This window comes from Natronorubrum thiooxidans (assembly GCF_900156475.1).
Lineage (GTDB): Archaea > Halobacteriota > Halobacteria > Halobacteriales > Natrialbaceae > Natronorubrum > Natronorubrum thiooxidans.
Window position 1 is genome coordinate 206,765 of the sequence record NZ_FTNR01000003.1, and the last position, 12,530, is coordinate 219,294.

At 65.1% G+C, this 12,530-nt stretch carries 13 protein-coding genes; 2 read left to right on the forward strand and 11 right to left on the reverse strand.

Features of this window, described 5'->3' with window-relative positions; genetic code table 11:
- Nucleotides 1-30 precede the first annotated feature (30 nt).
- Together BW940_RS22340 and BW940_RS06270 are read right to left on the reverse strand one after the other, a co-directional pair.
- The gene (locus tag BW940_RS22340) at nucleotides 31-156 is read right to left on the reverse strand and encodes a hypothetical protein (protein ID WP_268875525.1); all 126 of its coding nucleotides are present in this window, start codon (nucleotides 154-156) and stop codon (nucleotides 31-33) included.
- A gap of 125 nt (nucleotides 157-281) precedes the next feature.
- A complete protein-coding gene (locus BW940_RS06270) occupies nucleotides 282-1,259 on the reverse strand; it encodes a transcription initiation factor IIB (RefSeq protein ID WP_076608341.1) in 978 nt (325 codons plus the stop codon).
- Nucleotides 1,260-1,435: 176 nt separating this feature from the next.
- Here BW940_RS06270 and gatC point away from each other — a divergent pair, with 176 nt between their 5' ends.
- Together gatC and gatA are read left to right on the forward strand one after the other, a co-directional pair.
- A complete protein-coding gene (gene gatC, locus BW940_RS06275; RefSeq protein ID WP_076608342.1) occupies nucleotides 1,436-1,714 on the forward strand; it encodes an Asp-tRNA(Asn)/Glu-tRNA(Gln) amidotransferase subunit GatC in 279 nt (92 codons plus the stop codon).
- 2 nt (nucleotides 1,715-1,716) lie between these two features.
- The gene (gene gatA, locus BW940_RS06280) at nucleotides 1,717-2,985 is read left to right on the forward strand and encodes an Asp-tRNA(Asn)/Glu-tRNA(Gln) amidotransferase subunit GatA (RefSeq protein ID WP_076608343.1); all 1,269 of its coding nucleotides are present in this window, start codon (nucleotides 1,717-1,719) and stop codon (nucleotides 2,983-2,985) included.
- 109 nt (nucleotides 2,986-3,094) lie between these two features.
- Here the strand turns inward: gatA and BW940_RS06285 are convergent, their stop codons facing one another.
- The 9 genes from BW940_RS06285 to BW940_RS06325 form a co-directional block, all read right to left on the reverse strand.
- A complete protein-coding gene (locus BW940_RS06285; RefSeq protein ID WP_076608439.1) occupies nucleotides 3,095-3,445 on the reverse strand; it encodes a helix-turn-helix transcriptional regulator in 351 nt (116 codons plus the stop codon).
- 72 nt (nucleotides 3,446-3,517) lie between these two features.
- Nucleotides 3,518-4,315 (reverse strand): NRDE family protein, encoded by a 798-nt coding sequence (locus BW940_RS06290; RefSeq protein ID WP_076608440.1) that lies wholly within the window; start codon nucleotides 4,313-4,315, stop codon nucleotides 3,518-3,520.
- A gap of 138 nt (nucleotides 4,316-4,453) precedes the next feature.
- On the reverse strand, nucleotides 4,454-6,040 hold the full coding sequence (locus BW940_RS06295; protein ID WP_076608344.1) for a class I adenylate-forming enzyme family protein: 1,587 nt from the start codon (nucleotides 6,038-6,040) through the stop codon (nucleotides 4,454-4,456).
- Nucleotides 6,040-7,140, reverse strand: a complete 1,101-nt coding sequence (locus tag BW940_RS06300) for a mandelate racemase/muconate lactonizing enzyme family protein (RefSeq protein ID WP_076608345.1) — start codon at nucleotides 7,138-7,140, stop codon at nucleotides 6,040-6,042. Before BW940_RS06300 ends, BW940_RS06295 begins: the two co-directional genes overlap by 1 nt.
- Nucleotides 7,137-8,081 carry a 1,4-dihydroxy-2-naphthoate polyprenyltransferase gene (locus BW940_RS06305; RefSeq protein ID WP_076608346.1) on the reverse strand — a complete coding sequence of 315 codons (945 nt, stop codon included), beginning with the start codon at nucleotides 8,079-8,081 and terminating at the stop codon, nucleotides 7,137-7,139. Before BW940_RS06305 ends, BW940_RS06300 begins: the two co-directional genes overlap by 4 nt.
- A 94-nt stretch (nucleotides 8,082-8,175) precedes the next feature.
- Nucleotides 8,176-8,826: a cohesin domain-containing protein gene (locus BW940_RS06310; protein WP_076608347.1), complete on the reverse strand. Its 651-nt coding sequence runs from the start codon at nucleotides 8,824-8,826 to the stop codon at nucleotides 8,176-8,178.
- Entirely contained in the window at nucleotides 8,823-10,079 is a 1,257-nt protein-coding gene (locus BW940_RS06315) for a DUF7350 domain-containing protein (RefSeq protein ID WP_076608348.1), read from the reverse strand. The genes BW940_RS06310 and BW940_RS06315 overlap by 4 nt, the downstream gene beginning before the upstream one ends.
- Before the next feature lie 40 nt (nucleotides 10,080-10,119).
- Entirely contained in the window at nucleotides 10,120-11,379 is a 1,260-nt protein-coding gene (locus BW940_RS06320; protein WP_076608349.1) for a DUF7405 family protein, read from the reverse strand.
- 211 nt (nucleotides 11,380-11,590) lie between these two features.
- Nucleotides 11,591-12,484, reverse strand: coding sequence for a 1,4-dihydroxy-2-naphthoyl-CoA synthase (locus BW940_RS06325; RefSeq protein ID WP_076608350.1), 894 nt, complete (start codon nucleotides 12,482-12,484; stop codon nucleotides 11,591-11,593).
- Nucleotides 12,485-12,530: the final 46 nt, after the last annotated feature.

Here is a 12,530-nt window from a genome sequence, read left to right on the forward strand (position 1 = left end):
TGGCGACGGTGGGCGTAATACCGGTTGGGGTCAGGTCCAGACACGGAGACAATCACTCGAGCAGAAATGGAGGTCGATCTGCGTGTCGGGCTCGTTCGAGACGTGGGTCGTCAGCGTGTAGGCAACCTCTGCCGAGTCACAGTTGTCACAGCGCATACGAGACCGATCATGAGCGGTGATATTCAGTATGCTGTGAGTATCATCGTCTGGAGACAGGTAACCACAGCATACCGCGAGTCAAAAACACGTTGCCGACGCGCGTCGGCACCGAGCTGACCCGGTCAGGCCGGGGCGTCGTCTTCGGCCTCGAGCAACTCGTGATACCGGTTGCGGATGGTGACTTCGGAGATGCTGGCGACGTCGCTGACGTCGTTCTGGGTGACTTTCTCGTTGGTCAGCAAGGCGGCGGCGTAGACGGCGGCGGCGGCGAGGCCGACCGGTGACTTGCCGCTGTGAATCCCGGTTTCCTTGGCCGTCGCCAGGAGGCTGCGAGCGCGGCGTTCGGTCTCGTCCGAGAGGTCGAGGTCGCTGGCGAATCGTGGCACGTAGCTTTCGGGATCGGCCGGCTGGACCTCGAGGCCGAGTTCCCGGATGACATAGCGGTAGGTGCGGGCGATCTCGTCTTTCTCGACGCGGCTGACAGCCGCGATCTCGTCTAAGCTGCGTGGTGTGCCGGCCTGCCGGGCGGCGGCGTACAGCGAGGCCGTGGCGACGCCTTCGATCGATCGACCCGGCAGCAGATCCTCCTCGAGGGCGCGCCGATAGATGACCGAGGCCGTTTCGCGGACGTTTTTGGGGAGACCAAGCGCCGACGCCATGCGGTCGATCTCGCCGAGTGCCTGTTTGAGGTTGCGCTCTTTGGAGTCGCGAGTCCGGAACCGTTCGTTCCACGTCCGGAGTCGCTGCATCTTCTGGCGCTGGCGGTTCGAGAGGGATTTCCCGTAGGCGTCTTTGTTCTGCCAGCCGATGTTCGTCGAGAGCCCCTGATCGTGCATCATGTTCGTCGTCGGAGCACCGACGCGGGATTTCTCGTCTTTCTCGCTGGCGTCGAACGCACGCCATTCGGGACCGCGATCGATCTCACCTTCCTCGACGACGAGTCCACAGTCGTCACAGACGGTTTCGGCGTGTTCGGCATCGGAGACGAGCCGGCCGCCACACTCCGGACACTGCTCGCGTTCTGGCGTTCGCTCACGCGACTCAGTCGACTCACGCTGGCTTCGCTCACCGCTCCGCGTTCGAATCGTGGTATCTGTCATTGTGTTGGGTCACAACGATCGCTGGAAAACGCTCTATCGTGGACGGTATCATAGTCTCGCCGTCACTTAAATTCTTCGATAGTATCGGGAGACGAACGGGCCGCTACGGCCCGCTGCCCTCGGTCGAACGTTTCGCTATCGAAACCCTTACTCCCTACTGGCAAGTGCGAGCAAGCATGAGCGACGACGCCGTCAGTCCCAAGGAGGTCCGCCACGTCGCGGAACTGGCTCGCGTCGGCCTCGACGACGACGAGGTCGACCAGTTCACGCGACAGTTTGCGGACATCCTCGAGTATTTCGAGACGCTGGACGAGGTGCCAGAGGTCGACCGCGAGGCCGACTTGACGAATGTGATGCGACCCGACGAGGTCCACGGCTCGCTCGAGCGCGAGGCGGCCCTCGAGAACGCTTCTGAAACCGAAGACGGCTACTTCAAAGGCCCGAACGTATCCTGATCATGTCGGATAAGATCTTTATTACCGAGGAGACGATCGACGGCGCAGAGAGCGGTCCGCTCGCGGACACGACCGTCGCGGTCAAAGACAACATCTCGACCGAAGGCGTCCGGACGACCTGTGGCTCGCGGATGCTCGAGGAGTACGTTCCACCGTACGACGCGACGGTCGTCTCGCGGCTCAAGGAGGCTGGCGCAACCATCGTCGGCAAGGCGAACATGGACGAGTTCGGGATGGGGACGACGACCGAAACCTCACATTTCGGGCCGACGGATAACCCGGCTGCACCGGGCCACGTCCCCGGCGGCTCGTCGGGTGGCTCGGCCGCCGCCGTCGCTGCGGGCGAGGCCGACGTCGCGCTCGGCTCCGATACGGGCGGGTCGGTCCGCTGTCCCGCCGCGTTCTGTGGAGTCGTCGGAATCAAGCCCACCTACGGACTGGTCTCGCGCTACGGGCTCGTCGCCTACGCCAACAGCTTGGAACAGATCGGTCCATTCGGCCGATCCGTCGAAGATGCCGCCCGACTCCTCGACGTCATCGCTGGCAGCGACGACCGGGACGCGACCACTCGAAGCGAAGGTGATGACTCGAGCTACGCCGACGCCGCCACTGGCGACGTCGATGGGCTCCAGATCGGCGTCCCCACGGAACTGCTCGAGGGCGCCGACGAGGGCGTCGTCGAGACGTTCTGGGACGCCATCGCCGACCTCGAGGCACAGGGCGCGGAATACCACGAAGTCTCGCTGCCCTCCGTCGAACACGCCGTCGAAGCCTACTACGTGATCGCGATGTCGGAGGCCTCGTCGAACCTCGCGCGGTTCGATGGCGTTCGCTACGGTCACGACGCCGACGCTGAGGGCAACTGGAACGAGACCTTCGCCCAGACCCGCGAGGACGGGTTCGGCGACGAGGTCAAACGCCGCATTCTGCTTGGCACCTACGCGCTCTCGGCTGGCTACCACGACAAGTACTACAAGAAGGCCCAGGACGCTCGCGCGTGGGTCAAACAGGACTTCGACGAGGCGCTCGACGAGGCCGACGTGCTCGCCTCGCCGACGATGCCGATCCCACCGTTCGAACTCGGCGAGAGCCTCGACGATCCGCTCCAGATGTATCTCGCCGACGCGAACACCGTCCCCGTCAACCTCGCCGACCTGCCCGCAATCTCGGTACCCGCCGGCGAGACCGACGGCCTCCCCGTTGGCCTCCAACTCGTCGGCCCGGCGTTTGGCGAAGAGCGCCTGATCCGTACCGCGAGCGCACTCGAGTAACGCGACCGAGCCGCGGCTCTTTTGCGACTGCTCTCGAAGGTCTCATCGAGAAAGCCGTCGGCAAACGTCGTGTCGGCCGAATCCGTCGAAAAACGTCTCGTCAGTTGAATTACTGTTCGTACGCGAGATTCATGATCCACTGCGAGAAGGCGTCGCTGTTGGGATCGACTTCTTCTTCGCCGATAAACGGCGAGAGCATATCGCCAGCCATCAGCAGGGTAAAGTCAAGATCGCGTGCGGTCGGCGTGATGTGGTAGGTGTTGTGGCCGTCGTACACCGTCTCCTCTCGATTGACCAGTTCCTTCTCGACGAGCGACTCGACGATCCGGCTGCCCTTTCGCGAGGAGACGTCCAGTTCCTTCCAGAAGTCGCTCTGGTGAATGCCACCGGTCTGGCGAACGAGTTCGAGTCCGGCCCGTTCATCTTCGGAGAGTTCGGCTTCGATCGCGGAAACGCTCACGGTGACCACCTCTCCGTACTCGTCGCTACAGGCAGGAGTGCGTCCATGTACGTACGAGGCACATCGAGGCGCTTAAATGTGCCCTTCGACGTCGCAATCTGCCTCGACCGCGGACGGACTCGTGTCCGTCTTCGATTCGAGGGCGACGGGTTCGTACGCCGTCTCACAGGGTGGGCCCGGCGCGAACGCATACTGCGTCGTCTCGGGGCCGAGGGCGATCAGCGACGACGATTTCGTGCCGAATCCGTTGCGGTGGAGACAGACGCCGTACTCGTGATCGCCGAGGACGTCGCCGGCGCGCTCGAGCCACGTCGAGACTGACTCGCCGTCCTCGACCGCCAGCGTCTCACGGACCGCGAGGGCGTTATCGGCCTGTTCGCGAGCAACAACGAGGTGATCCGACGGGAGCTGGACGGTGTCGTTGACTGCGGCATTAACAATGACCTGCACACCGGGTTCGAAGTCGATGCGTGAGAGAGTGCCGTTCCACTGGTAGCAGTAGGCAGCCGACTCGTCGGCGACGACGAGATTGAACGCGTCGTACTCGTCCGTCTCGGTTGCCGCCTCGATCGTTTCGGCCGCTGCCGCCGCGGACTCGGCAGCGAGCACGTCGGCGACGAGCAGGCCACGCGATCGCTCGGCGGCGAGGTCGGCGTCGGTCCACTTGTTCGTAATGCCAGCGAAGACGCCGTGTTCGTTGTAACCGATCCACGTGCCGCCGGCTTCGGCGTCTCTGGGAGCGACGATCAACGGCTCCTCACGGTAGACGCCGGGAGAAACCGACTCGCGCTCGAGGGCCTCGTCTCGGTTGGCGGCGACTGCCACTGGCGCGTCGTCGAAAACCTGCCAGGCGAGGGTCAGTGTACACACAGCCGAAAGAACGAACGCCATCGACTTATACTGTCGGACAGTGGCCGCTGACGGCTCAGACGCACTGCTGTCGGTCAGTGTCGGCTCCCCCGCGACCCACCCTTCGAGACCACCGGGAGATCGGGACAACAGACCCGATCACACGTCGGTCCCCGCCTCACGCAGACGATCACGAACCGCCTCACGATCAACGGTTCCCGACGCGGTTCGGGGCAGGGTATCGACAACACCGATCGTCTTCGGCCGTTTGAAGCCGGCCAGTCGCGTCTCGCAGTGCTCGAGAACCGACTCGAGGTCGAGTTCGGCGTCCCCATCGCGGCCGTCGCCGTCGGCGGGGACGACGAGCGCCCCGACGCGTTCGCCCCACTCCGAATCGTCGAGGCCGACGACGGCGGCGTCCTCGACGGCCGGATGGGAACGAACCGTCTCGAGTACCTCGCCGGGATCGACGTTCTCGCCGCCGGTGACGATCCGGTCGCTCCGGCGGTTGAGCACCCAGAGTCGCCCGTCTTCGTCCTCGTAGCCGACGTCGCCAGTGTGGAGCCCGTACGCGCCGACTGCGGCGTCCGTTTGCGCGGCCTCGAGATAGCCCGGCGTCACCGTCGGCCCGGAAACGACGAGTTCGCCCGCCTCGCCGGCCGGAACCGGCTCGCCCGCGTCGTCGACGACCGTCACGTCGGTAAATAACAGCGGTTGGCCGACCGTCCCCTCGTGGCTCGCCGCCTCCGCAGGTGTCGCCGTCGCGATCTGGGAGGCCGTCTCGGTCATCCCGTAGGTCGGGTGTGTCGGCACGCCGGCCGCCTGGCAGCGCTCGAGCAGGTCGCTCGAGGCCGGCGCGCCGCCGAGGAGGACGAATCGCAACGAATCAGTTGGCTCCCAGCCCGCATCGAGCAGCCGTTTGCACATCGTCGGCACTAGCGAGACACCCGTGATGTCATACTCCTCGAGGATGCGAGCGGTCCCGTGGCGGTCGAACGAGCGCTGGACGACGACCGTCGTGCCGTAGAGTGCCGACCGCAGGACGGGGGCCAGCCCACCCATGTGGTACATCGGGAGACAACACAGCCAGCGGTCGCCCGGATCGACGCCCAGTCGGAACGCCGACGCGGTCGCGCTCGCGACGAGATTGCCGACGGTCAGTCGGACGGCTTTGGGCTCGCCAGCGGTGCCCGACGTGAACATGATCATCAACGGATCGTCGCGCTCGAGCGAGACGGGGTCGACCGTCGGCGTGGCGTCCGGATCGCCAGCCTCGACGCTCGCGAACAACCGTCGTGCCCGTCCATCGGCTGACTCGTCGACGGTCAGAACGGCAGGCGACTCGGTCGCCGCGCCGGAGTCGAGCGCATCGGCGACCTCGAGCGCCGTCGACTCGGTGTCGGCCTCACAGACGACGGCTGCGGGGGCCGTTCGGTCGACTTTCCCGGCGAGTTCGGCGACCGTTTCGCGGACGTTCAGCGGAACGATCGTGACCCCCGTCCGCATCGCGGCGAAAAAGACGGTGACGAACGCGGGTCTGGTGTCCATGAGCACGCCGAGTCGCGGCCGGTCGGAATCCGTCTCGAGGCCGGCGAGCGAAGCAGCGACCTGATCGACCCGACGATCCAGTTCTCGGTAGGTCCACGTCGTTCCCGTCTCGTCGTCGATCAGCGCCGTCCGTTGTGGGGTCGCGGCCACCCGATGGGAGAGCAGATCGCGAGTCGGCCAGTCGACCGGTTCGCCCATCACTCGGCCCACACCCCCTCGACGCCGAGGCCCTTCGCCTGCGGGACGACCGCCAATCCTTTCTCGAGTAAGACGGGATCGCGACCCAGATCGTCGGCGAGCAACGAGGCCGTGGCCAGCCCGCAGGCCGGCACGTTCGGGATCGACGCGGCGAGATGGACCGCGCCCGTTCTGGCGACGACGCCGTCGATCGTCGTCGTCACGATCGGCGTGATCTCGAGTTCCTGGACCCACGCGGCGATCTGTCGAGCGATATCGATCCCGCCGAGCGCCATGGGTTTGAGAACGAGCACGTCGGCTGCGCCCGCCTCACAGATCGCGTCGACGCCGTGTTCGAGCAGCCCTTCGTCGATGGCGATCGCGACCCCTTCGCCGGGTTCGAACTCCCGGAGCGCGGCATGGCCCTCGAGTGCGCCCGCCGGCAGCGGTTGCTCGAGGATCGAGACGTCGAGGTCGGCGAAGGCCGCGAGCGCCGTTTTCGCCTCGGTGTAGGTCCAGGCCTCGTTCGCATCGACCCGCAGTTCGACGTCGGGGCCGACGGCCGTGCGAGTCCGCTGGAGCCGTTCGATATCCGTCTCGACGTCTCGAGCGCCGACCTTTATTTTACAACAGTCGAAACCGCGGTCGACGGCCTCGCTGACCGCTCGAGCGGTCTCGTCGGGCGTGCCGTCACCGATCGTCGCGTTGACCGGCACCCGGCCGACCATCGGGCCCCTCCCGATGTGTCGATACAGCGGCGTCGCCTCCCGGCTGGCTCGAAGATCCGCGAGCGCGAGCGTGACTGCGTGTCTGGCCGCCACCTGTTCCTCGACGGCCTCGAGCGCCGCAGTTGGCCCATTTTCGATCGCGACGCTTGCGCGCTCGAGAGCGGCCTCACAGTCCGCGATCGACTCCGTCCAGCCCGCAAGGGGCGTGGCTTCGCCGTAGCCGACTGCCTGCTCGTCTTCGTTGGCAGTCGACGCGACGATTCGGACGAGAAAGCCATCACGCGAATCGATCGTTCCGGCGGCCGTCTCGAGTGGACTCGCAAGTTCGAGCGAAAACGACTGGTACTCGAGTTTGCAGTCGAGTTCGCGATTGACGTCGACTCTGTCAGTCATAGCACCACCCCGACGGCGAACAGCACCGAATAGATCGCGAGGAGTTTTCCGGTGCCCTCGAGGGCGGGGTTGAGCGCCTCGCCATCAGTACGCGTCAGAATCGTCTGGGTGACGACGGCAGCGTAAGGCAGCGACACAAGCGGGAGCAAGACCGTCGGGCCAAAGCCGGCGGCGAGCCAGAACCACAGCGGCGTGACGTAGGCGAGCGCGAGCAGGGCGACGTACTCCGCGCGACTCCAGCGGTAGCCGAGTCGGACCGCAAGAGTTCGCTTTCCGGCCTCGACGTCGGTTTCCCGGTCGCGAATGTTGTTGACGACGATGATCGCCGTCGAAATGCCGGCCACCGGGAGGCTGGCGACGAACGCCTCGAGTGTGATCGTGCCCGGTGGAATCGTCGTCGGCAGCGGTCCAACGGGGGCGACGGCTACGGCCTGGACGTAGAACGTTCCCATCACGGCGACGATGCCGAAGAAGACGAACACGAAGGGATCGCCGAGTCCGTGATAGCCGAGTGGGTAGGGGCCGCCAGTGTAGGCCCAGCCACAGAAAACGCTCACCAGCCCGATAACGAGAATCGGCAGCCCGCCGACGGAGACGAGATACGTGCCGGTAAGAATCGCCAGCGCGAACGTCACGATCGTCGCCAGTTTCACCTGCTCCGGCGCGATGATTCCTGCCTGCGTGACTCGAGTAAACCCCTCCCGATCCTCCGTGTCGGCACCCTTGATCGCATCGTAGTAGTCGTTCGCGAAGTTGGTCCCAATCTGAATCAGCGCCGCACCGATAAACGCCAGCACCGCCGGCAGCGGGGCAAAGACGTCCGCGTGGACCGCAAGCCCCGTGCCGACAATCACCGGGGCTGCGGCCGCGGGCAAGGTCTGGGGCCGTGCAGCCAGCAGCCACGCCTTCGTCCGTGAGATGTCGACCTCGGCCGTACTCATTACTCGAGTCTCCGACACGCGGACGTGTCAACGTTGGCATTGCGGTTAGCTGACTCGTCGCCAGCGACCCGGGCGGAGACCAACGATGGTGTGGTCAGTCCAACCGACGGACGGCGAACAACAGCACCGCACCGACCGCGAGCAGCGCCGATGGAACTGCAAAGCCGGCGACGGGGTCGATCCCACCATCGGTGCCATCGATCGTGATCGTCGCGTCGCGTTCAAAGACCGCCTGTGAATACTCACTGATGTCCATTGCCGAACCGTCCGTGAGTTCGACGGTTTCGTTCGTTGATGAAGCGTCCTCAGCGACCTCGAGTGTAATCGTCGCAGCCGTGTCGGTCGTTTTCGCTCCGTCACCTGACGGCGTTCGCTCCTGATCGATCGTCGCCAGTCCCGCCTCGTCATCGATTTCGACGGTACCGTCGACTGTCGCATTCGAGTCGCCTGCCGCTAGCATTGGCCCGTGGTCGACGTCAGCCACACTGAAGACATCGGGATCGTACGCGATCGTCGCAGACAGCTGGTCGATGCCCTCGCCGACATAATTCCCGTGACTACTCACGACGAACTCGAGGGTGACGGTCTCACCGGCGTCAGCGTTGCCCTCGCTCGGCTCAAGAAAAAAAATGGTCACGCTGTCACCGGCCCCGACAGTCGCTGGGACGACCGCGCCGACAGTAAGCGTACAGACACACACCACAGCGAGGACGACCGAGAGACGGGCTACTGTCGGTCTCGTCATGCGTCTGACTCCTCCGGGACGGTGAACTCGAGTGACGGCATCTCGAGAAACGCCGTCTCGTACCCCTGGTGGCGGGCGACCTGTGGCGGCGACTCGATCGTGACCGTGACCGAGTCGCCCGGCTGGAGAGCCGGGAGCGATGCGCCGTAGTGGAGGTCGTACTCGCTGTCGATGGTCTGCTCGAGGGCGACCCCGTCTGCGTCGCCGACCGGTTCGCCCTCGCGGTCGACCGTCACGGACATGGCCATATCCGCGAGCGGCACGCGGTTGTACGGCGTCCGTGGCGAGACGAGCAGATACTGCTCGTCGCCGTCGGCAAGCCGGGAGCCGGCCTCGAGCAGCGTCACGAGAACCGCCGCATCGCCGCTTCGGGGGAGATCGGTGTCGACTCCGTCGGTGGGCTCGAGCCGGGTGCCGGGATACGCCTCGGCGGACGGCAGCGCGGAGTCGGGGACGTGACCGTTGTCGTGATGGTGGCCATCGTCGTCGTGGTCGTCGCCGTGCTGTCCGTCATCGCGCCCATGGTCCATCGGCTCGAGTGCGCCGCGTTCGCCCCACTCCGATTCGTCGAGATACTCGACGCCGCCGACGACCTGGTCGCGAAACGCCTGGTCGTACTCGAACTCGAACGTCGCCGTTTCGCTGTCGGTAAATCGACCCTCGAGGTCGCCCGTCGTGTGCGTCGGGATCGGCGGGAGTTCGACCTCGACGGTGTAGGTACCGTCGTCCTCGAGGGGAACGTTATCGCCGAAGTGAAAGCCCATCTCCTGGGAGATCATTGGCCAGGGCGACTGGGGTGAGCCGATCTGGTCGCCATCCTGAAAGATCCGGATCGTCGCGCTGGTATCGACCGGGAGGACGATTCCTGTGTCGTCGTCCCAAAGCGTGATCATCAGGTGGACGCCCCGGCCCTGCTCGGGATCGACGCGTTCGACGTCGTCCTCGCCAGTGCCGCCTGTGATGAGCCAGAACGGGTGGGGGTACGATAGCATCGGCGCGAGCGTATACTCGCCGGCCGTGATCGGCTCGAGCATCCGCATCGATTCCCGATGTGTCGGGCGGTAGACTGCCGCGGGCGGATCGTCGATCTCCGGAAATCGCGGCATTTCGGCGTCGTCGCCGTTGTCGGGGTCGTCCCTGTCCTCGTCTTCGTCATCGCCGTCGGTTCCCAGACAGCCCGCCAGCGCGAGGATACCCGTTGTTGCGCCTGTCCGCTGAACGAACGTCCGTCGGTCGAGGTCGTGGTCGTGCATGGTATGGTCGTGCCGTCGTGATCGGCGTGTCCCGTCGGTCCTACTGCGGGTTCGTCGGCGGTAACGCCCGGAGCGAGCGCGGTGGAAGCAGGTAGTTCCCACGTCGGTCGACGAAAATGTAGCTTAGAATCCCGTTGTTCGCGTTCCCCACATCGAGGTCGGCGCCCGTCATCGCCTCGCGAACGCGAACGAACTCGTCGATTCCGTGCTGGAGCGAGAGGAAATGGACGCCTGGGCGATCCCCATCGACGGTGTTGAAGTCCCGCCGCAACAGCGGTGGTTCGCCGTCGATCCTGCCTCGAGCGGCCTTTTGGGCGTGGCCGACGACGCCATCTCGAGCATCTGCCTCGGTCGCGTCGATCCGCTCGTCGGTTAGCCCGTTCGTGGTCGTCAGCTTCTCGCCGACGTCGCCGACCAGCTCCTCGTCGGCGTGTTCCGGGCTGAACAGCTTCCGAACCCGCATGGGGTGGCTGTCCTGCTCGAGCCAGGTCCGAAGCTGGGTTTCCAGCGACTCGATATGCTGTGTCGTCGCGCCGGCGAACGGGCCGTCCTCGATCGTCACTCGATCTTCGGTCGCCTGACTGTCTATGAATCCCGAGCGAAAGCCCATAAAAAAGGGCGCGTCCTCGGGAACCGAGTCGGGGACGCCCGAGACGTCGGTGTGTTCGGCGGGGAGTCCTGCCCCGACGAAGCCGGACCGGCGCTGCTCCTCGAGGCGTTCGAACACACCCGTTAAATCCGTCTCGACCGCGATACCGTTGAGGTCGTCGTGGTCACCGAACAGGCCTTCTTCGGCCTCGAGGACGACCTGCGAGTGGTCGCTCGCGAGGTGGAGTACAGCGTCGAACTCATCGAATACGGGGTTCTCGGCGGCGGTCAGCGCCGCTGGCTCCGGGAGGGCGACCGACTCGGGAAGCGAGTCATCGAACCGATCGAAGTACGCCGGTGTATAGCCGATAGTAAAGACCAGTCCCTCGTTGCTCCACTCGTAGGCGCGCTCGAGCGTCCGCAGCGCGTCCTCGACCTGCGCTCGAGCGGCGTCCGTCGGCTCGTCAACCAGCGACAGTGGGAGCAGGACGTGATGTTCCGGCGACTGGACGTTGCCGTCGTCGTCCCGTGAGAGGACATCGTTCCAGGCGTGCTGTCGCGCCGGGAGCGACTCTGGATCGTCCGTTCCAGTAGGAACGTCGACCGCGCCGCTCTCGGAGACGCAGGCGCTGAGTGCAGTCGCGCCGCCAATGGCGACCAGCGTCCGGAGGTAGTCCCGACGGGACAGTGCGGACCGATCGGGGAGTGTCACTAGCAGTGTCTCCGGGCCGGAACGCCCAAAGCATTGTCCTTTCCGCCGAATATACCGTAATTGGTGACAGCGCCATGATCGAGCGCTGATCCGTTATATTGGGCGTTTTCGTCCCGGAGCAGCCACTGCTGAACGGATTCGAGAACGCAGTTGGTCGTAGCTGTCGGCAGTTATTTCTGGCAGTTCGACAGTTCTCGAGGCGAGACTACAGTCAGTAGTGCCACGGGTAGTCGTCGAAGTCGGGGTCACGCCCCTCGACGAACGCGTCCCGTCCCTCCTCGGCCTCGTCGGTCATGTACCCCAGCCGGGTCGCCTCGCCGGCGAAGACCTGCTGGCCCACCATCCCGTCGTCGGTCATGTTGAACGCGTACTTGAGCATCCGCATCGCCGTCGGGCTCTTGGCGTTGATCCGGTCGCCCCACTCGAGGGCCGTCTCCTCTAACTCCTCGTGGGGAACGACCTCGTTGACCATCCCCATCTCCGCGGCCTCCTCCGCATCGTAGGTCTTCCCGAGGAAGAACACCTCGCGGGCTTTCTTCTGGCCGATCTGTTTGGCGAGGTAGGCCGACCCGAAGCCGGCATCGTAGCTCGCCACGTCGGGGTCGGTCTGGAGGAACTTCGCGTGTTCCTCGCTCGCCAGCGTCAGATCACAGACGACGTGCAGCGAGTGGCCGCCGCCGACGGCCCAGCCCGGGACGACGCAGACGACGACTTTCGGGATGTGACGGATGAGGCGCTGGACCTCGAGGATGTGTAGCCGCCCCTGTTCAGAGGCCCGCTCCTCGTCACCGTCGTACTGATAACCGTCCTCTCCCCGGATCGTCTGATCGCCGCCGGAACAGAACGCCCAGCCGCCGTCTTTCGACGACGGACCGTTCCCGGTTAGCAGGATACAGCCGACGTCGGTCTGGCGTTTGGCGTGCTCGAGGGCGTCGTAGAGTTCGTCGACCGTCCCCGGTCGGAAGGCGTTGCGAACGTCGGGGCGGTCGAACGCGATCCGGACCGTTCCGGAGTCGACCGCGCGGTGATAGGTAATGTCGGTGAACTCGTCGTTCAGGTTCGCGACCGGTTCCCATTGTGCCGCATCGAAGCGTTCTGAAACCATTGGCTCGCAGTTGTCGACAGCGGATGAAATAGGTTCGTGTCGGCGA